The 25,485-nt window shown below is 75.1% G+C and carries 23 protein-coding genes; 10 read left to right on the top strand and 13 right to left on the bottom strand.

What is annotated here, in order from left to right; genetic code table 11:
• Window positions 1–82 precede the first annotated feature (82 nt).
• Genes BX266_RS09020 through BX266_RS09010 form a run of 3 tightly spaced genes read left to right on the top strand, consistent with a single transcriptional unit; the run spans window position 83 to window position 2,598 of the window.
• Window positions 83–886, top strand: coding sequence for an ABC transporter ATP-binding protein (locus tag BX266_RS09020; RefSeq protein ID WP_099898380.1), 804 nt, complete (start codon window positions 83–85; stop codon window positions 884–886).
• A complete protein-coding gene (locus BX266_RS09015) occupies window positions 873–1,766 on the top strand; it encodes an ABC transporter permease (protein ID WP_099898379.1) in 894 nt (297 codons plus the stop codon). The genes BX266_RS09020 and BX266_RS09015 overlap by 14 nt, the downstream gene beginning before the upstream one ends.
• 4 nt (window positions 1,767–1,770) lie before the next feature.
• Window positions 1,771–2,598: a sirohydrochlorin chelatase gene (locus BX266_RS09010; protein WP_099898378.1), complete on the top strand. Its 828-nt coding sequence runs from the start codon at window positions 1,771–1,773 to the stop codon at window positions 2,596–2,598.
• A gap of 2 nt (window positions 2,599–2,600) precedes the next feature.
• On the opposite strand, the gene BX266_RS09005 is transcribed toward BX266_RS09010, so the two are convergent.
• Complete coding sequence (locus BX266_RS09005) at window positions 2,601–3,596, bottom strand: SMP-30/gluconolactonase/LRE family protein (protein WP_107490714.1); 996 nt, start codon at window positions 3,594–3,596, stop codon at window positions 2,601–2,603.
• Between the two features lie 129 nt (window positions 3,597–3,725).
• Between BX266_RS09005 and BX266_RS09000 the strand changes: the two genes are divergently transcribed.
• Window positions 3,726–4,580: a helix-turn-helix transcriptional regulator gene (locus BX266_RS09000; protein WP_099898376.1), complete on the top strand. Its 855-nt coding sequence runs from the start codon at window positions 3,726–3,728 to the stop codon at window positions 4,578–4,580.
• A 369-nt stretch (window positions 4,581–4,949) separates the two neighbouring features.
• Here the strand turns inward: BX266_RS09000 and BX266_RS08990 are convergent, their stop codons facing one another.
• Entirely contained in the window at window positions 4,950–8,096 is a 3,147-nt protein-coding gene (locus tag BX266_RS08990; RefSeq protein ID WP_099898374.1) for an AfsR/SARP family transcriptional regulator, read from the bottom strand.
• 415 nt (window positions 8,097–8,511) lie between these two features.
• Between BX266_RS08990 and BX266_RS08985 the strand changes: the two genes are divergently transcribed.
• Window positions 8,512–10,623, top strand: a complete 2,112-nt coding sequence (locus BX266_RS08985; RefSeq protein ID WP_099898373.1) for a tetratricopeptide repeat protein — start codon at window positions 8,512–8,514, stop codon at window positions 10,621–10,623.
• A 17-nt stretch (window positions 10,624–10,640) separates the two neighbouring features.
• On the opposite strand, the gene BX266_RS08980 is transcribed toward BX266_RS08985, so the two are convergent.
• From BX266_RS08980 to BX266_RS08970, 3 genes are read right to left on the bottom strand one after another with little or no spacing between them, the layout of a single operon-like run.
• Window positions 10,641–11,147, bottom strand: a complete 507-nt coding sequence (locus tag BX266_RS08980) for a methylated-DNA--[protein]-cysteine S-methyltransferase (RefSeq protein WP_099898372.1) — start codon at window positions 11,145–11,147, stop codon at window positions 10,641–10,643.
• Window positions 11,144–12,715 carry a DNA-3-methyladenine glycosylase 2 family protein gene (locus BX266_RS08975; protein ID WP_259464617.1) on the bottom strand — a complete coding sequence of 524 codons (1,572 nt, stop codon included), beginning with the start codon at window positions 12,713–12,715 and terminating at the stop codon, window positions 11,144–11,146. The genes BX266_RS08980 and BX266_RS08975 overlap by 4 nt, the downstream gene beginning before the upstream one ends.
• Window positions 12,716–12,732: 17 nt before the next feature.
• On the bottom strand, window positions 12,733–13,239 hold the full coding sequence (locus BX266_RS08970) for a MarR family winged helix-turn-helix transcriptional regulator (RefSeq protein ID WP_099898370.1): 507 nt from the start codon (window positions 13,237–13,239) through the stop codon (window positions 12,733–12,735).
• A 155-nt stretch (window positions 13,240–13,394) separates the two neighbouring features.
• On the opposite strand from BX266_RS08970, the gene BX266_RS08965 reads away from it, so the two are divergent.
• Window positions 13,395–14,822, top strand: a complete 1,428-nt coding sequence (locus BX266_RS08965) for an MFS transporter (RefSeq protein WP_099898369.1) — start codon at window positions 13,395–13,397, stop codon at window positions 14,820–14,822.
• An 84-nt stretch (window positions 14,823–14,906) separates the two neighbouring features.
• Here BX266_RS08965 and BX266_RS08960 read toward each other — a convergent pair whose 3' ends face one another.
• The 3 genes from BX266_RS08960 to BX266_RS08950 all read right to left on the bottom strand — a co-directional run bounded on the left by BX266_RS08960 (window position 14,907) and on the right by BX266_RS08950 (window position 17,025).
• Window positions 14,907–15,512 (bottom strand): DUF305 domain-containing protein, encoded by a 606-nt coding sequence (locus BX266_RS08960; protein WP_099907608.1) that lies wholly within the window; start codon window positions 15,510–15,512, stop codon window positions 14,907–14,909.
• A gap of 95 nt (window positions 15,513–15,607) precedes the next feature.
• Entirely contained in the window at window positions 15,608–16,327 is a 720-nt protein-coding gene (locus BX266_RS08955; protein ID WP_099898368.1) for a DUF3105 domain-containing protein, read from the bottom strand.
• Between the two features lie 110 nt (window positions 16,328–16,437).
• The gene (locus BX266_RS08950) at window positions 16,438–17,025 is read right to left on the bottom strand and encodes a hypothetical protein (RefSeq protein ID WP_143686890.1); all 588 of its coding nucleotides are present in this window, start codon (window positions 17,023–17,025) and stop codon (window positions 16,438–16,440) included.
• 253 nt (window positions 17,026–17,278) lie between these two features.
• On the opposite strand from BX266_RS08950, the gene BX266_RS08945 reads away from it, so the two are divergent.
• Window positions 17,279–18,967 (top strand): protein phosphatase 2C domain-containing protein, encoded by a 1,689-nt coding sequence (locus BX266_RS08945; protein WP_099898366.1) that lies wholly within the window; start codon window positions 17,279–17,281, stop codon window positions 18,965–18,967.
• A 29-nt stretch (window positions 18,968–18,996) separates the two neighbouring features.
• On the opposite strand, the gene BX266_RS08940 is transcribed toward BX266_RS08945, so the two are convergent.
• The 3 genes from BX266_RS08940 to BX266_RS08935 form a co-directional block, all read right to left on the bottom strand.
• Window positions 18,997–19,590, bottom strand: a complete 594-nt coding sequence (locus BX266_RS08940; protein WP_099898365.1) for a TetR/AcrR family transcriptional regulator — start codon at window positions 19,588–19,590, stop codon at window positions 18,997–18,999.
• A gap of 61 nt (window positions 19,591–19,651) precedes the next feature.
• On the bottom strand, window positions 19,652–19,813 hold the full coding sequence (locus BX266_RS38430; RefSeq protein ID WP_180290421.1) for a hypothetical protein: 162 nt from the start codon (window positions 19,811–19,813) through the stop codon (window positions 19,652–19,654).
• A gap of 130 nt (window positions 19,814–19,943) precedes the next feature.
• Complete coding sequence (locus tag BX266_RS08935) at window positions 19,944–20,705, bottom strand: GntR family transcriptional regulator (protein ID WP_099898364.1); 762 nt, start codon at window positions 20,703–20,705, stop codon at window positions 19,944–19,946.
• 105 nt (window positions 20,706–20,810) lie between these two features.
• On the opposite strand from BX266_RS08935, the gene BX266_RS08930 reads away from it, so the two are divergent.
• The 3 genes from BX266_RS08930 (at window position 20,811) to BX266_RS08920 (ending at window position 22,629) form a co-directional block, all read left to right on the top strand.
• Complete coding sequence (locus tag BX266_RS08930) at window positions 20,811–21,044, top strand: hypothetical protein (RefSeq protein ID WP_099898363.1); 234 nt, start codon at window positions 20,811–20,813, stop codon at window positions 21,042–21,044.
• Complete coding sequence (locus BX266_RS08925; RefSeq protein ID WP_099898362.1) at window positions 21,041–21,253, top strand: hypothetical protein; 213 nt, start codon at window positions 21,041–21,043, stop codon at window positions 21,251–21,253. The genes BX266_RS08930 and BX266_RS08925 overlap by 4 nt, the downstream gene beginning before the upstream one ends.
• Before the next feature lie 530 nt (window positions 21,254–21,783).
• Window positions 21,784–22,629 carry an SGNH/GDSL hydrolase family protein gene (locus BX266_RS08920; protein ID WP_099898361.1) on the top strand — a complete coding sequence of 282 codons (846 nt, stop codon included), beginning with the start codon at window positions 21,784–21,786 and terminating at the stop codon, window positions 22,627–22,629.
• Between the two features lie 49 nt (window positions 22,630–22,678).
• On the opposite strand, the gene BX266_RS08915 is transcribed toward BX266_RS08920, so the two are convergent.
• Together BX266_RS08915 and BX266_RS08910 are read right to left on the bottom strand one after the other, a co-directional pair.
• Window positions 22,679–23,722: an agmatine/peptidylarginine deiminase gene (locus tag BX266_RS08915; protein WP_099898360.1), complete on the bottom strand. Its 1,044-nt coding sequence runs from the start codon at window positions 23,720–23,722 to the stop codon at window positions 22,679–22,681.
• A gap of 31 nt (window positions 23,723–23,753) precedes the next feature.
• Complete coding sequence (locus BX266_RS08910) at window positions 23,754–25,475, bottom strand: urease subunit alpha (protein WP_099898359.1); 1,722 nt, start codon at window positions 25,473–25,475, stop codon at window positions 23,754–23,756.
• Window positions 25,476–25,485: the final 10 nt, after the last annotated feature.

Below are 25,485 nucleotides of genomic sequence, written 5' to 3'. Positions count from 1 at the left end.
CCACTCACCGGGCGGGCGCGGGGCCGGACCCCGGATCCCCCGATCCCCGCCCTGCCCGGAACCACACCCGCAGGAGGTGCCCGTGACCACGGCACTGACCACCTCGCCCGACGCCGCCGGCGCGGGCCGCCCGGACGGCGACACCGCCGTCCGGATCTCGCACGTGCACAAGACCTTCGGCCGCCCCGGCACCGCCGCGCCGGTGCTGGAGGACATCAACCTCACCGTCGCACCCGGCGAGTTCGTCACCCTGCTCGGCGCCTCCGGCTGCGGCAAGTCCACCCTGCTCAACCTGGTGGCGGGTCTGGACAAGCCGACCTCCGGCACCATCGAGGTCCCCGGCGGCCGCCCCGCGCTGATGTTCCAGGACCACGCGCTGTTCCCGTGGCTCACCGCCGGCAAGAACATCGAACTCGCGCTGCGCCTGGCCGGCGTCCCCAAGGAGGAGCGCCGCCCCGAGGCCGAGCGGCTGCTCGAACTGGTCCGCCTCAAGGGCTCCTACAAGAAGCGCGTCCACGAGCTGTCCGGCGGCATGCGCCAGCGCGTCGCGCTGGCCCGCTCGCTCGCCCAGGGCTCCCAGGTGCTGCTGATGGACGAGCCGTTCGCCGCGCTCGACGCCATCACCCGGGACGTCCTGCACGACGAGATCACCCGGATCTGGGCGGAGAAGCAGCTCGCCGTCCTGTTCGTCACCCACAACGTGCGCGAGGCCGTCCGCCTCGCCCAGCGCGTGGTGCTGCTCTCCTCCCGCCCGGGCCGGGTCGCCAAGGAGTGGCGGATCGACCTGCCGCAGCCGCGCCGCATCGAGTCCGCCGGGGTCGCGGATCTGTCCATCGAGATCACCGAAGAACTGCGTGGGGAGATCCGCCGCCATGTCCAGCACTGACACCCTGCCCACCGCGGCTGCCGACGACTCCGCCGGTGTCGAGGCCGGCCTGGACGCGCTGGAGACCGTCCAGGCGCAGCGCACCCCGCTCTCGACGGTCCTCCGCCAGAAGGTCCTGCCGCCCGTCCTCGGCGTGCTGCTGGTCCTGGTCGTCTGGCAGCTCGCCTACAGCCTGAAGCTCACCACGCCCGACAAGCTGCCCAGCCCCGCCGACGTCTGGGACTCGCTGACCGAGCTCTGGTACGCCGGGACGCTGTTCTCCATCATCTGGACCAGCATCTGGCGCGGCCTCTCCGGCTTCGCCCTCTCGGTCCTCATCGGCACCCCGGTCGGCCTGCTGGTCGCCCAGGTCAAGCCGATCCGCGCCGCGCTCGGCCCGGTCCTGGCGGGCCTGCAGTCGCTGCCCTCGGTCGCCTGGGTGCCCGCCGCCGTCATCTGGCTCGGCATCAACAACTCGGCGATGTACGCCGTCATCCTGCTCGGCGCCGTCCCCTCGATCGCCAACGGCCTGATCTCCGGCATCGACCAGGTCCCCCCGCTGTACCTCCGGGCCGGCCAGACCCTCGGCGCGACCGGCCTGCGCGGCGCCCGCCACGTCCTGCTCCCCGCCGCGCTGCCCGGCTACCTGTCCGGCCTCAAGCAGGGCTGGGCGTTCTCCTGGCGCTCGCTGATGGCCGCCGAACTCATCGCCTCCTCCCCGGACCTGGGTCTCGGCCTCGGCCGCTACCTGGAGAACGAGCGCGAGTTCTCCAACATGTCCGGCGTCCTGCTCGGCATCATCCTGATCCTGTTCGTCGGCGTCGCCATCGACCTGCTCTTCTTCTCCCCGCTGGAGCGCCGCGTCCTGCGCAGCCGCGGCCTCCTGGTCACCTCCCGGTAGTCCGATGTCCTTCCGCACCACGGATCGTCAGAACCACCGGTTCTCCGCGCCCCGCCCGGGGCGCGGAGAACCGCGCGCCGCCGGACAGCACCCGTCGCCGGCGCCGCTCCTGCTGCTCGCGCACGGCTCCCGCGACCCCCGGCACGCCGCCACCGTCGAGGCGCTCGCCGACGCGGTCCGCGCCCTCGTGCCCGAACTGCCGGTCACCGCGGCCTACCTGGACCACTGCGCCCCGCGGATCGCCCAGGTCGCCCCGCGCCTCACCGACGCGATCGCCGTGCCGCTCCTCCTGAACCGGGCCTTCCACGCCAAGCACGACATCCCGGCCGCGCTGCGCGCCGCCGGCTCCGCGATCCCCGTCGCGGACGTCCTCGGCCCGTCCCCCCTCCTGCTCGACGCCCTCGACCGCCGCCTCGCCGAAGCCGGCCTGGACGTCGCCGACCCCGCCGTCCGGGCCCGCACCGGCGTGGTGCTGGCCGCCGCCGGCTCCTCCGACCCTGCGGCCAACGCCACCACCCGCGCCGTCGCCGCCGAGTGGCGGCGCACCCGCGGCTGGGCGGCCGTCAGCACGGCCTACGCCTCGGCGACCACCCCGACGGTGGCCGACGCCCTCGCCGCCCTCCGCGACGACGCCGCCGTCACCGCCACCGCCGTCGCCCCGTACCTGCTCGCCCCGGGCCTGCTCCCGGACCGCATCGCCACCGCGGCCGGCTCCGCGCACGCCGACCACCTCGCCCCGGTCCTCGGCGCCGCCCCCGAACTGGCGCGCCTGGTCCTCGCCCGCCACACCGAGGCCGCGGCCCTCGCCCGCCGCACCACCGCGGTGGCCTGAACTCAGCCGGTGCGCCGCAGGGTGAAGCCGTCTCCAGGGGCGCCCGCGAGCAGCAGGTCGAGCCGGGCGCTGAGCACCCAGACGCCGTTGCCCGGGCCGGCCGTGACCGCGGTGGGGTCGGTGTCGGGCACCGGGCGGACGGCCGCCGTCCGCGCCGTGTGCCAGCCGTCCGTCGTACGCAGCGTCAGCAGGGCGTCGGAGCCGGTCCCGCCGAGCCGGTTGGTGACGGCCAGCAGGGATCCGTCCGGTCGGGCCAGCAGGCCGTCCAGGCCGGTGAAGCGGCCGGCCGCGTCCGGCACGTCGATCCGGGACAGGGCTTCGGGCCGGTCGGGCGGCAGACGCCAGAGCGAGGCGTCGTCGGTCTTGCCGACCACCAGCACGCCGTCCTGCCAGACGATGCCGTTCAGCCCGATCGCTCCGGCGGGCGCGGCCAGACGCGGGTCGCGGACCAGCACGGAGGCGGCGCCGTCCGGGGTCACCCGGTAGACGATCGGGGCGTAGGTGTCGGTGACGTACGCGGTGCCGTCGGGGGCGAAGGCCACGTCGTTCGCGAGGTGCGGGCCGCCGTCGCCGGCGACGGCGGCGAGGTCGGCGTAGAAGGTCCGCCGCCCGGTCCGCAGGTCGTACGCGCCGAGCCCGGCCGTCCTGGACACCGTGGCGGCGCCGGTGCGTTCGCCGACGCCGAGGTCCGCGTTGGCGACCAGGACCCGGCCCCGCGCCGGGTCGGCGTGCAGGCCGACCACCGTGATCAGTGCGGGGTCGTCGACCAGGGTGCGCAGCGAACCGTCGGGCCGCACCGCGGAGACCGTGCCGTGCACCATCGAGCCGACCAGGAAGCGGTGGTGGACGGCGTCCCAGGCGGCGCCCTCCGGGGTGGCCGCCACCCCGCGCCCGACCAGCACCGCCGGCCCGCGTGCGGCCGCCCCCGAGGGGACCGCCGCACCCGACAGCAGGGCCGTCACCACACCCGCACCGACCAGCACCTGACGAAGCCTCATCGTCGTTCTCCTCCCACGGAGTCGTGCCGGGCGCTCCGCCCGGCGGCACCAACCCTCCCTCCGGGCGGCGGGGTTCAGCAGTGCGTGCCGATACTGGTAGTGGCGGTGACAGGACGAGGGGGGACCGGCATGGCGGAGACGGACTTTCGACGGGAGTCGCTGTCGGGATTCCTGCGGGCGCGGCGGGCGGCGCTGACGCCCGAGCAGGTCGGGCTGGCGCCCGGAGTGCGCCGACGGACACCGGGGCTGCGGCGGGAGGAACTGGCGCTGCTCGCCGGCGTCGGCGTGACCTGGTACACCTGGCTGGAACAGGGCCGGGAGATCAACCCCTCGCCGGAGGTGCTGGGTTCACTGGCGCGGACGCTGCGGCTGGACGCCGCCGAGACCGACTACCTGTTCCGGCTGGCGGGCCACCAACCGCGCCCGGCGCCGCCCTCGGACGACCTGGAGGTGGCCCCGGCACTGCTGCGCCTGGTGCAGGCGCAGGCCCCCGCCCCGGCGTTCCTGACCGACCCGGACTGGGAGGTGCGGGCCTGGAACCGGCCCGCGGACGCCATGTTCGAGTTCTCCCTGGTCCCGGCGGGGCAGCGCAACCTCGCCTGGGTGGCGTTCGCCCACCGCGCGAACCGCCGCCGGGTGGTGGACTGGGAACACCACGCCCGCCGCACCCTGGCCGAACTCCGGGCCGCGTACGCGGAGCGCGGCGGCGACGGCAACCCCGCCGCGGCCCGGCTGGCCGCGCTGATCGAACGGCTCCGGCAGTCCTTCCCGGAAGCCGCCGCCTGGCTGGACGAGCACCAGGTGCGCGAACGCGCGGGCATCGAGAAGGACATGGTCCACGAGAAGGTCGGCCGCCTCCGGCTGGACCACCTGGTGCTCGGCGCGCCCGACAACCTCCGCCTGGTGGTCCTCGCCCCGCGCGACCCCGCCACCGCCGAACGCCTGCGCGCCCTCGTCCCAGCCGACGACCTGCAGAACGTCTGACCGGGCCGCCGGCTACAGCCTCGGCAGGAGAAGCCAGATGCCCATCCACCCGCACGCACCGGGCTCGGTGGCTCCGCCGGTGCCGCGCCGTCCGGCGGGGGACGTCGGGGTCCGGAGCGCCGAGGCCGGGCGGTGGTCCGCGGAGCCGTTGCGGTTCGCACGACGGAGGGGCATGGGCATGTCGTTGTACACGCGCGTTCCCGTGACTAGAAGCGATCTTTGCGGCGGACTCTATCCGGCAGTGGATGGCCGTCGCTAATCGAATCCATCAGCTCGCGGATGTGCCGACCGGCGGCGGCACGGCGGGCGTGGCGGTTCGGGATCGTCCTGAACTCTCCGGGGCGGACGTTCAATTGCGGTCGAGATCTGTCAAGCGGGGCCGGGATTCGGCGGGGCCTCGGCCCGGAGCACTTCCCGGTAGTGCGCCAGGGCATCCTCGGGGGCGAATCCGCCGGCCGTGCCACGGGAGATTTCGGCCGGACCCGAGCGCGCTCGGACGGCGATGCCCGGCCGCACCTCCTCCACCCGGGCCAGGCCGTTCAGTGCGTCGACCGCCTCGCGGGACGCTCCGATGGCCGAAGCGATCCGGTGGGCCTCGGCGAACAACTCCATCGCGGATTCCGGATTTCCGGAGCGGAACAGCGCGAGGCCCTTCGCATTCATCGCGTCGGCCTGCTGGCGGAGGCTTCCGGAACGGCGAAATACCTCCACGGAGGAATCGATCAGGCGTATCGCCGAGTCGAATTCTCGGGGAATCTCCATCAAGCGGGAGAGGTTCACCCGGGAAACCGCCAGATCGACCGGCGATATGGTTCCTTCGCCTGCCTCCGAGACGGCTTCGAAAGCCCGCCGCGCGGCCACTGTGTCACCTATTTCCAGATAGAGGCCGCCGATGTTGTTGGTGATCTGCAGTGCCACCGCCTGCTCGTCGGCGGTGCGGAAGAAGGACAGCGCCTCGGAGAGGCTGTCGATCGCCGCGCGGGTGTCTCCCAGCTGGCTCTGGACCAGGCCCAGGTTCGCGGTCGCCCGGGCGGCCGCGGCGGCGTCGCCGACCTGGCGCAGGACGGACCGGGACTCGCGCTGCAGTGCCAGGGCGCCGTGCAGGTCGCCCTGGTGCCAGCGCAGGGCGCCCAGGCGCCCCAAGGCCTCTGCTGCTCCGCGCTGCTCGCCCCCGGCGTGCGCGAGGGCCAACGCGCGCTTGGCCGCCCGGGCCGACTCCGGGTACCGGGCGAGCTTCAACTCCGCCCCGGACAATGCGAGTTGTGCATGCATCTCGGCGAGGTCCGCGCCCGCTGCGCGCCAGTGGGCCGCGGCTGCGCGGTGCGCCTCGCCGGCCTCCGGCCACAGGCAGCGGGAGTCGAGCTCTGCCGCGATCAAGTGGGCGAGCACGGCCGCCGATTCGCTGTCCCCGGCGGCCCGCAGTCGCCGTTCGAGAGCGGTCAGGGTTTCCGTCTCGGTCGCCAGCCAGGCCTTCGGGGAGAGCCGGCCGGGCCAGGCCGGTCCGATCACCGGATCTTCGGTCGTCAGCAGTGGGGACAACGACGGAAGATCCATCCGGAATCGCTGCGGATGGATCTTCCGGTCGGCCCAATCAGCGGTGCTGGTGAGGAAATTGATGACCCGTCGGTCGGTTGCGGTGCGATCTTGCGCGCTTTCCTCGATGCTCTGCCGAGTGACGGCGTACTCGCGAACCAGTTCGTGGAAGCTGAACCTCTCGACCGAATGCTCGGACAGCAGGCTCGCCGCCAACAGGCCCTCGATCAGGTGCTCCGCCCGGTCCACGGGGCAGTCGACGAGCACCGCCGCGGTCAGCAGGCCGAACTCCTCGCCCGGGTGCAGGCTCAGTCTGCGGAGGGCGAGCTGATGATCGGCCGGGAGGTCTTGGTACGACCCCGCGAGCGCGGCGTGCAGGCTCTCCGGCCCGTGTCTGAGCTCGTCGAGCCGCGAGTTCCGGGAGAGTCGTCCCGCGAGGTGGGCGAGGTCCCAGGACGGGTGGGAGCGGAACCGCCCGGCGGCCAGGTGGAGGGCGAGGGGGAGGTGGGCGCAGCGGCGGGTGACGGCGGCGAGGTGGGCGGGGTCGGTGGCGCGATCGGGGCCGATCAGGCGGGTGAACATGGTGGCGGCGGCGTCGGGGGTCAGGGCGTCGAGGGGGACGGTGCTGACGGCGGCGAGTTCGGCCATCCGGTGGCGGGACGTGACGACGACGAAGCAGGTGGGCGCGGCCGGGAGGAGCGGGCCGATCTGGTCGGGCCCGGCGGCGTCGTCGAGCAGGACGAGGGCGCGGTGCTGGGAGAGCAGTTCGCGGCAGCGGGCGAGGAGTTCGTCGGGTTCGAGCGGGATCTCGGGCGCGGGGACGCCGAACTGGCGCAGCAGGGCGGTGGCGGCGGCCTCGGGACCGGTGTCGGGCCGGGTGGGGGAGTGGGCGCCGAGGCGGAGCAGGAACGCGCCGTCGGGGAAGTCGGGGAGCAGTCGGTGGGCGGCGGTGAGGGCGAGGGCGGTCTTGCCGCTGCCGGGCAGCCCGCTGAGGGCGACCACGGGCAGGGCGGCGGTGCGACTGCCGGCCGGGGCCGGCCACTCACCCCGGGCGGCGCCGGTCAGCAGGTCCAACTCGGCTTCTCGGCCGAAGAGTTCGGGTGCCGGCAGCAGGGTGGAGGGCCGCCGTGCGGGGCGCCCCCGTGGTACCGGGGCCGGCGGGGCCGCGGGGGCGGTGCGCGGAGCGGGGGCCGTGCCCGGCGGGCGGCGGATCAGGTCGGCGATCTGCTCGCGTCGGAGGATCCCGTCGTGCAGCCGGTCCAGGGCGGCCCCGGGGCCGGTGGCGAGGTCCTCGTACATCCGGCGGCGGATGCGGCGGTAGGCGGCGAGGGCCTCGGCGATCCGGCCGCAGCCGTAGAGCGCGGCCATCAGGTGGGCGGCGACCTGCTCGTTGCAGGGCTGCTGCTCGGCGAGTTCGGCCAGGTCGGGCACCAGGTCGGCGTAGCGGCCGAGCCGGAGTTCGACCTCGAAGCGGGTGAGTGCGGTGGCGAATCTTCGGTCCAGCAGTTGGCTGCGGACCTGCTGGGCCCACAGTCCGGGCAGGCCGGCCAGGGGTTCGCCCTGCCAGACCTGAGCGGCCCGGTCGAGGACGGCGAGCGCCTGCCGGTCCTCGCCGGCCTCGGCCAGGGCTCGGGCGTCGACGGCCAGCCGGTGGTACAACTGCCAGTCCACCTGCTCGGGTTGCGCGTGCAGGGCGTAGGTGCCGGAGCGGGAGACCAACTCGATCGGGCGGCCGTCGGAGCCGCCGGCGAGTTCGTTGGCCCGGCGCAGGGCGCTGCGGAGCTTGGAGAGGTAGCCGTGCAGGGTGCTGACCACGCTCGGCGGCGGCTCGCCGTCCCAGAGCCGGTCGGCGAGCGAGGTGACCGACTGCGGGCGTTCCAGGTCGAGGGCGAGGCAGGCCAGCAAGGTCCGGCCCTTTCGCGAGCTGATCGGCAACGGCCGTCCAGCGGCCGAGAGTTCGACTGTTCCCAGCAGGTGGATCATCTCGGTGCCCCTCCTGTCGCGGGTTCCTCGGTCGCGCAGGAGGTGAGCATGGCACGGGCGCGGGCATGCTGCGATAGCACCTCGGAACGCCAGGGTGCCCGTCTTTCGGCATTGTTCCGACACTGCCGACCGGTTTCTGGTAAAGGGCGCATGTCTTCGTGAGGGCGGTGTGCGGGCCGCCGCCGGGGTGCTCGGGGCGGGTGGACGCGGCGCTCCCGGTGCCGTGAACTGGGCTCCGGAACAGTGGAGCAGACGGACCGTCAGGTGTGCCGAGCGGGGCCTGGCGGGTGCGGCGCCGGCACCGGCCTGCACGGCGGGGCGGGCCCGTGCCCCGCAGCGCAACGGACCGGCCGCAGGAAGGAGTACCGGAGCCCGCGCCGGGCCGCAGCCATCGTCCCAGGGGAGGAATCAGCACGTGGAAGGCCACCGCAATTCCGTCACCGGCCAGGCCAGGATCGAGGGAGTCGCCCTGCAGGCGGGCGACATCCAGGGGGGCGTGCACATCCATTCGCACGCTCCGGCGCTGCTTCCGGTCCCGCAACAGCTTCCACCCGCCCCCGCCCACCTCCTCGGGCGCGCGGCGGAGCTGTCCGCGCTGGACGCGGAGTTGAGCGCGCCGCCGCCGCCGGGCGGCCGCTGCCTGGTGCTCACCGGGCCGCCCGGCATCGGCAAGAGCGCACTGGCCGGCAGCTGGCTGCGGACCCGGGCCCGGGACTTCCCCGACGGGGTGCTCTACGCCGACCTGCGCGGACACGCCCCCGGCGGCCCGGCCGACCCGGGAGAGGTGCTGGGCGCGTTCCTGCGGGCGCTGGCGATGCCGGCCGTGCCCGCCGACCTCCACGAGGCCGCCGCACTCTGGCGGTCCGTCACCGCCGGCCGCCGGTTCGCGGTCCTGCTGGACAGCGCCGCCACCGCCGCCCAGGTCCGCCCGCTGCTGCCGGGCGCCGCCCACTCGGTGACGGTGGTGACCGGCCGCACCCGGCTCACCGGGCTCGGCATCGACGTGGCCAGGTTCTTCGAGGTCGGCCTGATCGACCGCGCCGCCGCCACCGAACTGCTCGCCCGCCGGGTCGGCGCGGACCGGGTCGCCGCCGAGTCGCCGGCCGCCGACCAGGTGGTCGCCCGCTGCGCCGGACTGCCGCTGGCGCTGTGCGTGGCCGGCGCCCGGATGGCGGCCCGCCCCCGCCAGCCGCTGGCCGCCACCGCCGAGGCGCTCAGCCGGGAGTCCGACCGGCTGGACGCGCTGCGCCTGGACGGCGAACGGGCGGTGCACGCCGCGCTGGCCGCCTCCTACCGGGGACTGGAGCCGGCCGCCGCCCGGCTGTACCGGCTGCTCGGCCTGCTGCCGGTCCCCGAGTTCACGCCGGCCCTGGCGGGCGCGGCCGCCGAACTGCCGCTCGCCGCGGCCGACCTGCTGCTGGACGCGCTGGGCGACGAACACCTGCTGGAGCAGCCCGCCGACGGCCGCTACCGCTTCCACGACCTGGTCCGGCTGCACGCCCGGGAGTGCGGGACGGAGGGCGAACCGCCGGAACAGCGGCGGGCGGCCGCGCGGAGGGTCGCCGAACACCTGCTGGCCACGGCCACCGCCACCGAGCGGCTGATCAGTCCGAGCCGCCGCCCGCTGGCCCGCGACTACGACCAACCACCTTGGCACGTGCCGGAGTTCGACGGCGAGGAGAGTGCCCTGCGCTGGCTGGACGCGGAGCGCGGACAGCTCGCCGCGGCCCTGCGCGCGGCCGTCGCGGACGGGCGGCCCGCCCTGGTCTGGCAGCTCGCCGATGCCATGTGGCCGCTCTTCCTGCGCCTGCGCGCCGCCGAACTCCAGGTGGAGGCCCACGAGTCGGGACTGGCCGCGGCCCGCGCCGACGGCGTGCGGGCGGCCGAGCAGCGGATGCTGACCTCCGGCGGCCACGGACTGCGCAACGCCGGGCGGCCGGTCGAGGCGGCCCGCTGGTACGGCGAGGCGCTGGAACTGGCCCGTGCCATGGCGGACCCGCGGGCCGAGGCCAACGCCCAGTACGGGATCGGCCAGTCGCACCGGCTGGCAGGTGAACTCGCCTCGGCCCGGCGGGCGTTCGAGGAGACCCTGCGGCTGCGTGAGCAGGTCGGCCACCCGCGGGGCGTGGCCCTGGCCCGGATCGCGCTCGGCGAAGTCGCCCTGGCCGCCGCCGACCTGCCCGCCGCCCTCGCACAACTCGACCAAGCCGAGCGGGAGTTGACGGAACTCGGGGATCACTACGAGGCGGCCAGGGCGCTCGCGCTGACCGGACAGGCCCACCTGGCCGCGGGCCGCCTGCCGCAGGCCGGTCGAACGCTGGACGCCGCGCTGGCCGCGTTCCGGACGGCCCGCTCCACCCTGTGGGAGGCGCGCACCCTGCACCTGCTCGGCGAACTGGCCGAACGCGACGGCGATCCGGCACGTGCCCGGCAGCACCTGGGGACGGCGCTTGCGCTGTACCGCACCCTCGCCGCACCGGACGCCGAAGCCGTGGCCCGGCGGCTGGCCGAGCTGCCGACCGGCTGACGGGCGGTCGGCGGAGCTCAGAACAGCCGGTCGCCGCTCTCGTGGGCGAGCAGCCAGCGCTTGGCGTCGACGCCCGCGGCGAAGCCGGTGAGGCTGCCGTTGGCGCCCATCACCCGGTGGCAGGGGCGGACGACCAGGAGCGGGTTGGCGCCGACCGCGCCGCCGACGGCGCGCACCGCGCGCGGTGACTGCCCTGCGGCGTCGGCGAGTTGGCCGTAGGTGAGGGTGGCGCCGTACGGGATGTCGTCCAGGGCGTTCCAGACCTGCTGCCGGAAGGGGGTGCCGACCGGCGCGAGCGGCAGGTCGAAGGTGGTGCGCTCGCCGGCGAAGTAGGCGGTGAGCTGCTCGACGGCGGGCGCGAGGGCGTCCGCGTCGGGGCGCCAGTCGGCGGCGGGGGCGGCGAGCGCGCCCTTCTGGCCGGGGGCGGTGACGGCGGTCAGGGCGAAGCCCCGCTCGGGGTCCAGGGTTCCGCTGAGCAGCAGGACGCCGAGCGGGCTGGGCATGGTGGTGAACACGGTGGTCATGTCTGGTCCTTGGAGGTGGAGCGGAGGGTGGGGGCGGCGGCCGCGGACCACAGGTGGTGCAGGGCGTAGGAGCGCCAGGGGGCCCAGCGGGCGGAGCGTTCGGCGGCGGTGCGCGGGTCGCCGGATTCGCCGAGGGCGCGCAGGCCGTCGCGGACGCCGATGTCGGTGGGAAGGAACACGTCCGGGTCGGCGAGGGCGCGCATCCGCAGGTAGCCGACCGTCCACGGGCCGATGCCGGGCAGGGCGAGCAGCTCGGCGGCTGCCTGTTCGCGGTCCACCCCGGGGTCGAGGCGGACGTCGCCCCCGGCGAGCGCCGCGCACAGGCCGAGCAGGGCCCGGCGCCGGGACTGCGGCATCGCCAGGTGCTCCGGGTCGGCCGCGGCGAGCGCCGCCGCGGACGGGAACAGCAGGCGCAGTCCGCCGTCGGCGGCGGGCAGCGGCGTGCCGTACCGCTCGGCGAGCCGGCCGGCCAGGGTGCGGGCGGCGGCGACCGTGATCTGCTGGCCGAGGACGGCGCGCACCGCGAGTTCGTGCGGGTCGACGTGCCCCGGCGAGCGCAGCCCGGGCCGGGCCGCGGCGAGCGGCGCCAGCAGCGGGTCGGCGGCGAGCCGGCCGCCCACCGCGTCCGGGTCGGCGTCCAGGTCGAACAGGGCGCGCAGCCGGTGCACGGCGGTGGTGAGGTCGCGCAGGTCGGCGAGGGTGAGCCGGCAGTCCAGCCAGCCCCGGTCGGGCCGGTCGCCCGGCGCCAGGCCGTCCACCTCGGCGATGCCGTGGCCGTACGGGAGGGCCAGCGTCCGCCGGTAGGTGCGGGTGCCCGGGCGCGGTCCGGCGACGACCTCCTCCACGCCGGGGACCGCTCGCAGGCCGAGGAAGTCCAGCAGGTGCTCGGTGTCGATCGCCCCCCGGTAGGCGAGCCGCAGTCCTAGGGTGCCGCCGGTGGCGGTGCCGCGCCGGTGGCCGCCGTGCTCGGTGCGCAGCGCGGACGGGGTCCGGTCGTACACCTCGCGGATGGTGTCGTTGAACTGCCGCACGGAGGCGAACCCGGCCGCGAACACCACGTCGGTGACCGGCAGGTCGGTGGTCTGCAGGAGCAGTCGGGCGGTCTGCGCGCGCTGCGCCCGGGCCAGTGCGAGCGGGCCCGCGCCGAGCTCGGCGGTGAGCTGCCGCTGCAGCTGCCGGGAGCTGTAGCCGAGCCGGGACGCCAGCCCCGCCACGCCCTCCCGGTCGACCACGCCGTCGCCGATCAGGCGCATCGCGCGGCCGACCAGGTCGGCCCGGTGGTTCCACTCGGGCGAGCCGGGCACCGAGTCCGGCCGACAGCGCCGGCAGGCCCGGTAGCCGGCGCCCTGGGCGGCGGCCGCGGTCGGGTAGAAGGTGCAGTTGGTGCGCTTGGGGGTGGTGGCCGGGCAGCTGGGACGGCAGTAGATGCCGGTGGTGCGCACCGCCGTGAAGAACACCCCGTCGAAGCGGGCGTCCCGGCTGTCCACGGCCCGGTACCTGGTCTCGTCGTCGATCACGTCTTCCAGTCTGCGTGATCGTCCACGGTGCGACTGGCGGGATTCGGACATCGCCGTGGGGCGGCGGCTCAGCGGGTCGGGTCGGTGCCGGCCAGCGAGTGGGCCAGGCGGTCGAGGCCCGGGAGGGCGTGCATCACGGCGTCGCGGTCGGCGGGGGCGAGGCTATCCAGCGCGGCGGCGAGGCGGCGCTCGTGCGCGCTCTGCCAGTCCCGCAGCTGCTGGTGCCCGGCGTCGGTGAGGGCGATCCGGGCGGTGCGGCGGTCGCCCGGGTCGGGCTGGCGGTCGACCAGGCCGGACTCCAGCAGCTTGGAGATCAGGCCGCTGACGGTGTTGGGCGCCAGCCGCTGACGGGCCGCCAGCTCCCCGACCCGCATCGGCGCGACGGCCAGCGTCTGCAGCAGCTCCACCTGCGCCATCGGCAGCGCCTCCCACGGGAACTCCGAGCGGATGGAGCTCCGCAGCGCCCGCCGCAGGCGGGTGATCACGTCGGTGAGCTGCTGCGCCCCGGCGAGCGCTTCGGTGTCCGGAGCGGCGGTCTCGGACGGGCGCGAGGCGGGCTGGGGCTGCGAGGACATGGCGGCAAGCGTAGCGCCCGGCAACGTCACGGCTACCGGGAGTCCACCCGTTGACCTGCCAGGACGTCACCGCGCGCGGGCGCGACGGGGGGCGGAAAGCTCGGGGTAGGAAACAGTCCTTGAGCGATTATGTCGGCAGCAGATATGTTCGGGCCATGGCTGAACCCGTGGCCGCCGCGTCCCGGCTGCTCGACACCCTGCAACTCGCCGAACGCCCCCGCCCGCGCGCCGTCGCCCGCTGGCCGCACGCCCACTGGCTGGCGGTCGGCACGGTCTGCCTCGGCGCGTTCCTCGGCCAGCTGACGGCCAGCGTCACCTCGCTGGTCTTCCCGGCCCTGGAACACCGCTTCGACGCGGGCTTCGCAGCCGTCGAATGGGTCTCGCTGGCGTACCTGCTGGTGCTGGTCGCGCTGCTCGCCCCCGTCGGCCGGCTCTCCGACCTGGTCGGACGGAAGACCATGTACCTCGGCGGGTTCGCGGTGTTCGCCGCCGCCTCGCTCGGGGCCGGCCTGGCCGGCAGCCTCGGCACGCTGATCGCCTGCCGGGCCGTACAGGCCGTCGGCGGCGCGATGATGCAGGCCAACAGCGTCGCCCTGGTCGCCCGCGGAGTGCCCGAGCGGGCGATGCGCACCGCGCTCGGCGTCCAGGCCGCCGCCCAGGCCCTCGGGCTGGCACTCGGCCCGACGCTCGGCGGGCTGCTGGTCACCCACGCGTCCTGGCGCTGGGCGTTCTGGGTCAACGTGCCGATCGGGGTGCTCGGCATGCTCGCGGGCTGGTTCCTGCTGCCCCGCACCTTCCCGGACGGACGGTGCGCCGCGGTGCGGGAGAAGGACAGCCGCTTCGACCTGGCCGGGCTGGTGCTGCTGGCCGGCTCGTCCACCGCGCTGCTGCTGGCGCTGTCCGCCGCGTCCGGCCTGCCGCTGCCCGGCCGGGCGGTCGCCGTCCTGCTGCTCGGCGCGGCCGCCGCCGGACTCGGGCTGGTGCGCCAGGAGCGCCGCGCCGACCGTCCGATCATCCCGCCCGGCCTGGTCAACACGCCGGGGATCCGGGCCGGGCTGGGCGTCGCCCTGATCGGCTACCTGCTGCTGTTCTGCCCGCTGGTCCTGGAGCCCGTGGCCCTCGCCGCCCGCGGCGTGCCCACCGCCACCGCCGGACTGGCGATCACCGCGCTGCCCGCCGCGTTCGCGCTCGCCGCCACCGCCGGCGGCGGCCTGCTGCCCCGGCGCTGGACGGACGCGGCCCGCTGCCGCTGCGGCGCGCTGACCGCCGCCGCAGGACTGCTGGCCCTGGCCGTGCTGCCCGCGCCCGGACCGTGGGCCGCCGCGCTCCCGCTGCTGGCCGCCGGGTACGGGCTGGGGCTGCTGCTGCCGGCCAACAACGCGCTGGTGATGCGGGCGATCCCCGCACAGAGCTCGGCCGTCGGCGGCGGCCTGGTCAACATGGTGCGCAGCCTCGGCACCGCGCTCGGCACCGCACTGCCCGTCCTCGCCGTCCACCTGGCCGGCCCCGCGACCGGCGGCCGGGCCGTCCCGCTGCTGCTCGCCGCCGTCGCCCTGCTCGCCGCCCGGCTGTCCGGGCGCTGAGGCGGCCGGGTCCCGGACCGCCGGGCCACGGCGCGGGGCGCCGCCCCGGGAGGTCCCGGAACGGCGCCCCGTGGTGACGTGCCGTCAGCTCGCGGGCTGCGCGCCGCGCTCGGTGAGCATGTCGGTCATCAGCGCGATCTCCGCGTGCTGCGCGTCGACCATGCCCTGGGCGAGCCGCTTCTCGGCGTCGTTCTTCGCCGCGTCCACGTACGCCTGGGCCATCTCCCCGCCGGCCCGGTGATGCTTGATCATCAGCTGCAGGTAGTACACCTCGGCCTCCCGGCCGCTGAGCGAACGCAGCTTCTCCAGCTCGGTGTTGGTCGCCATGCCCGGCATCAGCGACCCGTCGTGCGCCTCGTAGCTGTGGCCCATCCACGCCATCGGCTTGGCGCCGGTGTTCTGGGTCAGGCCCCACTGGTCGAGGAAGCCCATCAGCATGCCGCGCTGGTTGGCCTGGGTGTTGATGATGTCGAACGCCAGACCGCGCACCGCCTGGTCCTGGGTGCGGTCCCGGACGATGAACGACATGTCGATGGCCTGCTGGTGGTGGATCGCCATGTCGCGGGCGAACCCGGCCTCCGGCGAGTCGGTGGCCGGCACCGCCGCGGCGGCCGGCGCACTGCCGGACGCCGGAGTGCCGCCGCTGACCAGCGCCGGGACGCCGAGCCCGAGCGCGACCACGGCCGCCAGCGCGGCGGGCCACCAGAACGCCCGCCGGCCGCGCCGCGCGACCCCGCCGCGCTGCTCCGCGTCCGGCTCCGCCCCGTCGGCCGCGCGGTCGGCGGTCACATCGTCCCCGAGCTGCAGCTGGCGCCCTGCTCCAGGGTCTGCGGGCCCTGCACGTACTTGGTGAAGAACTGCGCCACCCGCGGGTCGTCCGCGGACTCCACCACCAGCTGGGTGCTCCACGCGGACAGCGTGATGGTGCCCGCCTCGTCCGGGTACGGGCTCATCATGCTGTACGGGGTGGCCTTGACCTTGTCACCGAGCTTCTGGATGTCGGCGGGGGTCGCCTTGCCGTTGTAGGTGACCCAGACCGCGCCGTGCTCCAGCGAGTGGACGGCGTTCTCGTTCTTCAGCGGCTTGTCGTACACGTTGCCCATGCAGGTCGCCCAGACCGGGTTGTGGTCGCCGCCGACCGGCGGGGTCTGCGGGTACTTCACGTCGGTCTGGACGTGGTTCTGGGTCAGCTTGCCGAAGGTCTGCACGCCGTCGATCGGCACGTTCGCGGCGTCCTCCTTCGCCTTCTGCTCGGCGGCCGCGGCGGCCTTCTTGTCGTCGCTCTTCTGCTTGGCGTCCAGCGCCAGCCAGGTGCCGCCGCCGATCATGGCGAGCACCAGGGCGGAGGAGATGCCGATGGTGAGCAGCTTGTTGCGGCGCTCACGGCGCTGCTCGACGGCGCGCAGCTCGGCGATCCGGGCCCGGCGGTCGGCCTGCTGGGCGGCCTTGCTGCCCGGCTTGGGCTGCTTGCCGGTCGGGTTGGACTGCTTCGAGGCGGAACCCATGGATGTCTTCCTTGTCCCCGTCGTGGCGAGCACGGCGGTCTGCGGTGTGTTGGGGGCAGCGGAGCCGCCGACCTCCCCAGCCGGGGGCGTCGGTCGGCGGTGGGTTCCGCTCAGGACCGGTGAACCTGGAGCACGTGCAGGTCGGGCGCGTGGTGCGGCCCTGACCCGACGGCGCACGCCTCGGCGGCGGCCGACGCGGCCGGGGCGATCAACCGCGGCAGGACGACCGTGCCGGGCTGCGGGGGCGCGTTCGGCAGGTGCGACTGCGGGCCGCAGAAGGCGTGGTCGGAGCAGCCGTGGCCGGGCAGCGGACCGGAACCGTCCACCGCGCACCAGACGTACGGCGACCCCTGGGAGTCCACCGCCACCGCCGGCGCGTGGTGCGCCGGGCGCGGCGCGCCGGAGCGGTCCGCGACGGGGGTGACCGGGGCGGACGACCCGGTGGCCTCGGCGGACCCGGTGGCCTCGACGGCCGTCGCGGCCTCGGCGGACGGGCCCTGGACGGCCGGGCCGGAACCCGGCGCGAGCCGGCCGGACTGCGGGCCCGCGGGCGGGCCGCTCAGCGTGCGGGCGCCGGCCGCGCACGGGAGCAGCGCCAGCAGGGCGGCCAGCAGCAGGGACCACAGCACCGCCACCGGGCGGAGCACCGCGATCGCGGTCCCTCCCCGGTGCCGATCACGAGATCCAGGCGCGGCCATGCGCACATATTAATCAGCCGATCGGGTGAAGCGATGCCCCCCTTGGGCTCCCAGTTTCCGGGCAGACGCCCATTCCCGCCGGGCCCGAAGCCCCTGCTGGGGCCCGTCCACCGGGCCCCGGCCCCGCGCCGCGACCCCCGTGGCCGGAACCTCTCCACGGCTGTCCGCGCGATGTTCCGAATCCCGGACACCGTCGTTGGGCTTCGGGACAATGACGTGACGTCCGGCACCCTCACGGATCAGGAGCGGTCAGTTGAACGAGCAGGGCGCACCAGGCCGACCCCGCCCCGACGACGCCTGGTGGCACACCGTCTACGCGGGCCCCGCCGGCACCCTCCCCGACACTCCCGCCGCCACCGCCGACGCCGGCACCGTGGACGACTGGTTCACCACCGCGGCCGGCCTGATCGGCCCGCAGCGCACCCCCGTCGACGCCGAGCCGGCTCCGGAGCCGACCCCCGAGCCGGTCCCGGCGGCGGAGGACGAGCCGGTGCCCGGGCCGTCGCCGCGCAGCTGGGCCGCGGCCGCCTGGCCCGAGCTCGGCAAGCCCGCCGAGCCCACCCCGACGCTGGCCGACCTGCCGACGCTCCCACCCGAGCCCGAGGCTGCTCCGCCTGCTCCGCCTGCTCCGCCCGGTCCCGAGCCCGAGGCCGCGCCGCTGGCCTTCGAACCGCAGCCGGGGCAGGAGCCGGAGCGGGTGGCCTTCGAACCGCACTCGGAGCCCGGGCCCGCGCCGGTGGTCTTCGAACTGCAGCTGCAGCCGGAGCCCGAGGCGGTGGCGGCGCAGCCGGAGCGGGCCGCGCCGGCGGTCTTCGAACCGCAGCTGCAGCCGGAGCCCGAGGCGGTGGCGCCGCAGCCGGAGCGGGCCGCGCCGGTGGTCTTCGAACCGCAGCTGCAGCCGGAGCCCGAGGCGGTGGCGCCGCAGCCGGAGCCCGGGCCCCCGCCGGCGGTCTTCGAACCGCAGCTGCAGCCGGAGCCCGAGGCGGTGGCGGCGCAGCCGGAGCGGGCCGCGCCCTGGCGGGGGCGCCCCGAGACGCCCGCCGTTCCGCACGTCGGCGAGCGGCCCCCCACGTACGAGGCCGAGCCCACCGCGCTCGCCCCCGCCGACCCGGCCGGGCTGACGGCCGTGGTGCCCGACACCGCCATCGACGGCGCCCAGTTCGCGGCCACCACGCTGCGCGCGGTGTCGATCCGCGGCGACTCCGCCCGCTACCGGGGCGAACCCCGGCGGGACGCGCTGCTCACCGTCCGGTTCGGCGACGCCGAGGACGCGCTGGTGCTCACCGTGCTGGCCGCACCCGCGCGCCGCGCCAACGCCCAGTGGGGATCCGCCGCCGCCGCGGACGCCACCCGGCAGCTCGCCGCGGCGATCGGGCGCAGCCGGGCCGAACTCGCCGCCGACCTGCGCACCGGGGCCCGGGACCGGCTCCGCTACGGCCTCCAGCGGATCGCCCTGCAGGCCGCGGCGCGGCTGCGCAGCGCGGCCGAGACCGAGGACCCGGAGAACTCCGAACTGCCGCCCGAGGAGACCGCCTCGCTGCACTGCCTGCTGATGTCCACCGACCCGGCGGCCACCCACCGCGCCGCGTTCGGCACCGGCCCCGGCGGCCTCTACCTGCTGCGCTCCGGCCACTGGATCGACGCGTACGCGGCGCGGCTGCTGCACCACCCCGACGGCCAACCGCCCCTGCCGCCGGCCGCGATGCCCACGCCCCGCCCGTTCCGGTTCCGCCTGGTCCCCGCTACCTCCGGCGACATCCTGCTGCTCTGCACCCCGGGCCTGGCCGCCCCCATCGCGGAGGAACCCGCGGTGGCCCACTTCCTCTCCAGCCACTGGGCCCACCCCCACCCCCCGGGCACCGTCGACTTCCTCCGCCAGATCCAGGTCCGGGCCAAGGGCTACGCCGACGACCGCACGGCGGCCGCCGTCTGGACCGAATAGCGCGGACCGCCTCCGCGGCGGGGGAGGTCTCAGCCGGGGGTGCTCAGGAGGGCCTGGGCGGCTGAGGTGGCGTGGGTGAGGGCGGCGTGGCGGGTGGTGCCGGGGAGGCCGATGGCGAGGGGGATGGCGAGGCCGTCGAGGAGGGCGCGGAGCTGGGTGGCCCGGGCGGGGGCGAGGGCGGCGGGGGTGAGGCCGTCGGCGAGGAGGGTGGTGAGGTCGTCCTGCCAGGGGGCTTCGATGTCGAGTTGGCCGCGGCGGAGTTCGGCGGTCTCGGGGGAGCGGCTCCACACCTCGATCCACAGGATCCAGCGCGGGTCGCCGGGGCCCTCCGGGAGGTAGAGCTCGGTGTAGCGGGCCAGCCGTTCGAGCGCGGGCACCCCGGGGCGGGCGAGTTCGCGGGTGCGGATCTCCCCGAGCTGGGCCTCGCTCCAGCGGAGGGTCTCCAGCAGCAGCTGGTCCTTGCTGCCGAAGTAGTAGAGGAGGTGGCCGGCGCTCATCTGGAGCTGTTTGCCGAGGCCGGCCATGGTGAGGCGGGCGAGGCCGTGTTCGGCGATGGCGGCGCGGGCGGCGGCGTAGACCTCTTCGCGGGGGCGGGCCGGCCGGCGGGTGCGTGGCTGGGCCATCCGCTCTCCTCGGTGTGGTGCTGTCCGGGGTCCAGTGTCGCGCACGGGGTGGGCGGGGTGGTCACCAGCCGGTGTGTTCGCGTCCTTCGGCGGTTTCGTGGCGTCCGTCGGCGAGGCCGGCCCGGTAGGCCTTGCGCAGCAGTGCGGCGGCCTGTTCGCGGTCGAGTCCGGGGGCGAGGCGGAGCAGTTCGTCGGTGAGTTCGTCGAGCGGGGTGGTGGTCATGGCTCCATCACACCGCGCAGCGGCGGGGCGCGCCCGTCCGCGGGGTGTGACGGGGTGTCAGTCGGAAGTGGCGCGTCCGGCGCACGTCCGGCGAGCGTGCGGAGATCCGCCCGGGCTTGCCGGCGCGGCGTCAGTTCCGGACCGGCGGTCGGCCGTACTCGGCGCTCCAGCGTTCGCCGGGCAGCACCAGGTCGGCGGTCTCGACGGGCCGGCCGGTGGCCCGGTCGTAGTGGGTGCGGCGGATGGCGAGGGCGGGCGCGCCGGGGAGCAGGCCGAGGGTCTGGGCCTCGGCGCGGGTGAGGACGCGGGCGGTGAGGCGTTCGACGGGTTCGCCGACCTCGATGCCGATCACGGCCATCCGGGCGGCGACGCCGAGGCCGGCGTGCGGTCCGGCTTCGGGCAGCACGATCAGGGCCTGGCCGGTGACGGCCATCGGCTCCCAGGACTCGGCGAGGTACGCCGGTTCGCCGTCGGCGAGGTGGACGTAGGAGGTGTGCATCACCGGGTCGCCGGCCTCGACGGCCAGGCGTTCGGCGATCTCGGCGGTGGCGGCCTCGGTGGTGGACTGGCTGCGCCAGGTGGCGGTGACGCCCTGCTCGGCGAGGCCGGCGGTGTCCGGCCCGGGCGTTCCTTCGCCGGTGCTGCGGCGGACCAGGGTGCGGCGCGGTTCCTGGGTGCGGACGAAGTAGCCGCGGCCCTGTTTGGCGCGCACCACGCCCTCCTGCTCCAGCAGCCGGTACGCGGACTGGCCGACCCCGTGCGAGTAGCCGTACTCGGCCTGCAGGTCGGCCAGGGACGGGAGTTGACTGCCCGGTGGGTACTCGCCCGCGGCGATCCGGTCGCGGATCTGCTCGGCCACCTGCAGGTACGCGGAGGGCCCGCTGGCGGTCATGGACGTCCTCCGAAAGGTGTGCGGTCCGGCCGATCGGTGACACAGTATCTCTCGCGGCACTACTCTACGTGTAGAGTGTAGCCCTATGTGTACTCTGGGGGAGTGGTGCAGATCAGCACGCGCGCGTCCGACCTGCGGACGGCGATCGAACGGGCCACCGGGGTCCGGGCGGATGTACGGCTGGCCGTCGGCAGCACGCGGATCAGCATCCCCTGTCCGCCGGACGACGCGCCGAGCTGGAGCGAACTGCTCCAGGCACTGCGCACCGCCGACCGCTGGGGCTCCGTGACCGCCGACGGGGAGACCGTCGTCTGGGCGCAGATCGAGGAGGAGTCGTGACCACCGACCAGCCGCCGGGCCCGCGCCCGGGCAGTCCGGACTACCGGTACCGGCCGTGCCGGGCCTGCCCGCGCTGCACGTCCGGGACGGACCGCACGCCGACACTGGACCAGGACTGCTGGGACGTGTTCCTGACCGGCACCGTCGCCGCGATGGCCGAACGGCGCCGCCAGGGCCTGCTGCACGAGGAGGAGGGCCACTGGCGCTGAGCGCGCCCCCTCTTGACGGCCCGTCCGGCAGGGCCGAGGCCGGTCGCCCGCCCCTGGGGCGTCAGGCACCGGAATGGTCGAAGGTCATGGGCTTTTCGGTGTACCGGGTGGGGTTCTGACGGCACGTCGGCGCGCGACCGGGTACGGATCCGGAATGACCGTCGCGGTGATGTTGCAGCTGGGGTACGGCCCGTTCTCGACCCTGCCGTCGTTGCCGGTGTTGGGGGGACGGAACGGCGGGCATATAGGTCATACCGGCGACGGCGGTCACTGACGGGCAGTCAGTGGCATCGGATCTGTCTGTCGCAATTCGGCCACCTGCACCTGCTGCTGGTCGCCCCCGCCGCTGTCACCCCCTCCGTGCGCCCGCGCGCCGCCCCCGCGGTCGTTCCACGCTGCCCGCTGCTCCCCACCTTCGGCATGCCCTGGGTGCGGGTGCGTAGCGCGGTGGCGCCGTCGTCGGTCGCACCACCCACATGTTCCCCCTGAACCTGCCGAGCGCGGGGAGTTCAGCATGACTGGAGGCCGCCATGACCGACTTGCTTCCACCGGGTACCCGCACGTCGGCGTGGCGCCGCCGATCCCGGGTGGCTGCAGGCTCGCTCGCCTGTGCGCTCGCCCTGGCGCTCCTCGTCGGCAATTCGCTGCCGTCCGCAGCATCGTCCGCGCAGGCGCTCCCGCCGCTCGACCTGAGCCAGCACCTGCGGATCATGCCGCTGGGCGACTCGATCACGGCTGGTGTCGGCTCCTCGACCGGGGACGCGTACCGGTGGGACCTGGCACGCTACCTGGTGGACGTTCAGCAGATCTACACCGCGACCTACGTCGGCTCGCAACGGTCCGGCCAGGAGCCGAACCCGATCAACGAGGGGCATTCCGGTTGGCGGATCGACGAGCTGACGTCGCAGATCGACGGCTGGATGGCGGCCGCACGGCCGGACGTGGTGCTGCTGCACGCGGGCGTGAACGACGCGAGGCAAGGGGCCTCCGCGCAGACCATGGCTGACCGCATGTCGGCTCTGCTGGGCCGGATCCTGGCGGCCGCCCCGACCGTGCGGGTCGTCGTCGGTGACGTGATCCCGCCGTGGTACGGCACCACGAACGACATCGCCTCGGCGGCGGTCCAGCGCTTCGACGCGATGCTGCCCGCGGTCGTCGCAGCGGCCGGTCCCCGGGTGTCACTGGCCCGGCTGAGTGCCGCCGTGCCGTCCGGCGCGCTGGGGGACGGCCTGCACCCCAACGACACCGGCTACCGCTACATGGCGTGGGTGTGGTGGCGCTGCATGGCCCCGCTGCTGTCCGCCGACGGCATCACCCGGGCCGGCGTGGACCCGTTGCCCACGCCGGTCCCGCAGTCCGCGCTGTGCTCCGGTTGACGACCCCCGCCCCCGGTCCCGTCGCGGCGGGCCGGGGGCAGGCGCTCCGTCAGGCCCGGGGCTGCTGCTGGGTGATGCAGTGGATGCCGCCGCCGTTGGCGAAGATCTCGCGGGCGTCGACCAGCTCCACGGTGCGGCCGGGGTAGGCCTTCTCCAGGATCGCCTTCGCCTGCTCGTCGCGCGGGTCGTCGAACGCGCAGAGCACGACCACGCCGTTGGCCACGTAGTGGTTGATGTAGGAGTAGTCGACCGGCTCGCCGTCCTCGTCGAACAGCACGGTGGGGGCCGGGAGTTCGATGACCTCCAGGGTCCGGCCGCGGGCGTCGGTGGCGGACCGCAGGATCTCCGCGAGCTCCTGGCAGACGGCGTGGTCGGGGTGCGCCGGGTCGGGCTGGGAGTGCACCACCACGGTGCCGGGGCGGACGAAGGAGGCGACGATGTCGATGTGGCCGCGAGTGCCGAACTCGTCGTAGTCGCGGGTCAGTCCGCGCGGCAGCCAGATCGCCTTGCTGGTGCCCAGGTGGGCGTGCAGCTCGGCCTCGACCTGCTCCCGGGTCCAGTCGGCGTTGCGGCCCTCGCCGAGCTGCACCGTGTCGGTGAGCAGCACGGTGCCCTCGCCGTCCACGTGGATGCCGCCGCCCTCGTTGATCAGCCGGGAGGCGAAGCGCCGCACCCCGGTCAGCTCCGAGACGTGCTCGGCGATGTGCTGGTCGTGGTCCCAGCGGGCCCAGGACTGCGCGCCCCAGCCGTTGAACACCCAGTCCGCGGCGGCCAGTTCGCCCTGGTCGTCGATCAGGAAGGACGGGCCGATGTCGCGCATCCAGGCGTCGTCGAGCGGCCGCTCGACGATCTCCACCTCGGCGGAGAGGTACGGCCGGGCCTGCTCGGTCTCACCGGTGTTGACCACCAGCGTGACCGGCTCGTACCGGACGACGGTGTTGGCGACCTCGGCCCAGGCGCGGCGGGCGGCGTCCAGCTGCTCGGCGCCGTCGAAGGTCGGGTTGGCGGTGGGGAACGCCATCCAGGTGCGCTGGTGCGGATGCCATTCGGCGGGCATCCGGAAGCCGAGCGAGGCGGGGGTGGGGGAGGTCATGGTGTTCGAGTCCTAAACGGGTGACGGGTGTTCAGAGGAAGTAGAGGCGGCTGAGGGAGACCGAGTCGGCGGGGGCGGAGCGCAGCGGCTCGCCGTCCAGCGAGACCAGCCCGGTCTCCGAGACGTCGACCCGGCCGAGCCGGCCGTTGCGCAGCATCGAGCGCGGCCCGATGCCCCGGGTGCCGCGCACGCCCACGCGCCTGCGGCGGGTGGGCAGTTGGTCACCCGCCCGGTCCAGGTAGGCGGCGTCGGCGGCGGCCTGGGCGACGAACGCCACCGACAGGTCCGCGGCGGTCGCCCCGTGCGCGCCGAACTGCGGCCCCAGCACCAGGGGTTCGCACCGGTCGGTGGAGGCGTTCGGGTCGCCGACCACGCCGTACGCCGGGAAGCCGGCCTTCAGCACCAGCTGCGGCTTGGCCCCGAAGTGGTCGGGCCGCCAGAGCACCAGGTCGGCGAGCTTGCCGACCTCGATCGACCCGACCTCGTGGGAGAGCCCGTGGGCGATCGCCGGGTTGATGGTCAGCTTGGCGATGTAGCGCAGCACGCGCTCGTTGTCGTCGCCGGCCTCGGCGGTGCCGTACGAGCCGGCGCCGTCCAGCGGGCCGAGCTCGGCCTTCATCTTGCCGGCCATCGCGAAGGTGCGGCGCACCGTCTCCCCGGCCCGGCCCATCCCCTGGGCGTCGGAGGAGGTGATGCCGATGACGCCCAGGTCGTGCAGCACGTCCTCGGCGCCCATCGTGCCGGCCCGGATCCGGTCGCGGGCCATCGCCGCGTCGCCCGGCAGGTCGGGCTTCAGGTCGTGGGCGGAGACGATCATGTCGTAGTGCTCGCCCAGCGCGTCCCGGCCGAACGGCAGGGTGGGGTTGGTGGAGGAGCCGATGACGTTCTCCACGCCCGCCATCTTCAGCACGTTCGGCACGTGCCCGCCGCCGCAGCCCTCGATGTGGAAGGCGTGGATGGTGCGGCCCTCCAGCACCGCCAGGGTGTCCTCCACCGACAGGCACTCGTTCAACCCGTCGGTGTGCAGCGCCACCTGGACGTCGTACTCCTCGGCGACCCGCAGCGCGGTGTCCAGCGCCCGGGTGTGCGCGCCCATGTCCTCGTGCACCTTGAAGCCGGACGCGCCGCCCTCGGCCAGCGCCTCCACCAGCGGGGCCGGGTCGGAGGACGAACCGCGGCCCAGGAAGCCGATGTTCACCGGCCAGGCGTCGAAGGCGTTGAAGGCGTGCCGCAGCGCCCAGGGCGAGTTGACGCCGACGCCCCAGACCGGGCCGAACTCCTGGCCGATGATCGTGGTGACGCCGGAGGCCAGCGAGGCCTCCATGATCCGCGGCGAGAGCAGGTGGACGTGGGTGTCGATGGCGCCGGCGGTGACGATCAGGCCCTCGCCGGAGACGATGGTGGTGCCGGTGCCGACCACCACCTCCACCCCGTCCAGGGTGTCCGGGTTGCCGGCTCGGCCGATCGCCGAGATCCGGCCCGCCCGGATGCCGATCGAGGTCTTCCGGACGCCCTGCACCGCATCGATCACCAGCACGTTGGAGACCACCACGTCGCAGGTCTCGCGCACCGCGGCCGGCTTCAGGTGCAGCCCGTCCCGGGCGGTCTTGCCGAACCCGGCCAGGAACTCGTCGCCCGGGGCCTGCGAGTCCGACTCGACCCGGACGATCAGCCCCGAGTCGCCGAGCCGGACCCGGTCGCCGGCCCGCGGGCCGTGCACGGAGATGTAGTCGTGCGGGGTGATGGCACTCATGCGGGGTCCT

This window comes from Streptomyces sp. TLI_171 (assembly GCF_003610255.1).
In the GTDB taxonomy this organism is placed as follows: domain Bacteria; phylum Actinomycetota; class Actinomycetes; order Streptomycetales; family Streptomycetaceae; genus Kitasatospora.
This window is presented reverse-complemented; position numbering and strand designations above follow the sequence as displayed.

Excerpts from the sequence above, each read along its gene's own strand:
- BX266_RS09015 (WP_099898379.1), top strand. The coding sequence starts at position 873 with ATGTCCAGCACTGACACCCTGCCCACCGCGGCTGCCGACGACTCCGCC.
- BX266_RS09010 (WP_099898378.1), top strand. The coding sequence starts at position 1,771 with ATGTCCTTCCGCACCACGGATCGTCAGAACCACCGGTTCTCCGCGCCC.
- BX266_RS09005 (WP_107490714.1), bottom strand. The coding sequence starts at position 3,596 with ATGAGGCTTCGTCAGGTGCTGGTCGGTGCGGGTGTGGTGACGGCCCTG.
- BX266_RS09000 (WP_099898376.1), top strand. The coding sequence starts at position 3,726 with ATGGCGGAGACGGACTTTCGACGGGAGTCGCTGTCGGGATTCCTGCGG.
- BX266_RS08990 (WP_099898374.1), bottom strand. The coding sequence starts at position 8,096 with ATGATCCACCTGCTGGGAACAGTCGAACTCTCGGCCGCTGGACGGCCG.
- BX266_RS08980 (WP_099898372.1), bottom strand. The coding sequence starts at position 11,147 with ATGACCACCGTGTTCACCACCATGCCCAGCCCGCTCGGCGTCCTGCTG.
- BX266_RS08975 (WP_259464617.1), bottom strand. The coding sequence starts at position 12,715 with ATGTCCGAATCCCGCCAGTCGCACCGTGGACGATCACGCAGACTGGAA.
- BX266_RS08970 (WP_099898370.1), bottom strand. The coding sequence starts at position 13,239 with ATGTCCTCGCAGCCCCAGCCCGCCTCGCGCCCGTCCGAGACCGCCGCT.
- BX266_RS08965 (WP_099898369.1), top strand. The coding sequence starts at position 13,395 with ATGGCTGAACCCGTGGCCGCCGCGTCCCGGCTGCTCGACACCCTGCAA.
- BX266_RS08955 (WP_099898368.1), bottom strand. The coding sequence starts at position 16,327 with ATGGGTTCCGCCTCGAAGCAGTCCAACCCGACCGGCAAGCAGCCCAAG.
- BX266_RS08950 (WP_143686890.1), bottom strand. The coding sequence starts at position 17,025 with ATGGCCGCGCCTGGATCTCGTGATCGGCACCGGGGAGGGACCGCGATC.
- BX266_RS08940 (WP_099898365.1), bottom strand. The coding sequence starts at position 19,590 with ATGGCCCAGCCACGCACCCGCCGGCCGGCCCGCCCCCGCGAAGAGGTC.
- BX266_RS38430 (WP_180290421.1), bottom strand. The coding sequence starts at position 19,813 with ATGACCACCACCCCGCTCGACGAACTCACCGACGAACTGCTCCGCCTC.
- BX266_RS08935 (WP_099898364.1), bottom strand. The coding sequence starts at position 20,705 with ATGACCGCCAGCGGGCCCTCCGCGTACCTGCAGGTGGCCGAGCAGATC.
- BX266_RS08920 (WP_099898361.1), top strand. The coding sequence starts at position 21,784 with ATGACCGACTTGCTTCCACCGGGTACCCGCACGTCGGCGTGGCGCCGC.
- BX266_RS08915 (WP_099898360.1), bottom strand. The coding sequence starts at position 23,722 with ATGACCTCCCCCACCCCCGCCTCGCTCGGCTTCCGGATGCCCGCCGAA.
- BX266_RS08910 (WP_099898359.1), bottom strand. The coding sequence starts at position 25,475 with ATGAGTGCCATCACCCCGCACGACTACATCTCCGTGCACGGCCCGCGG.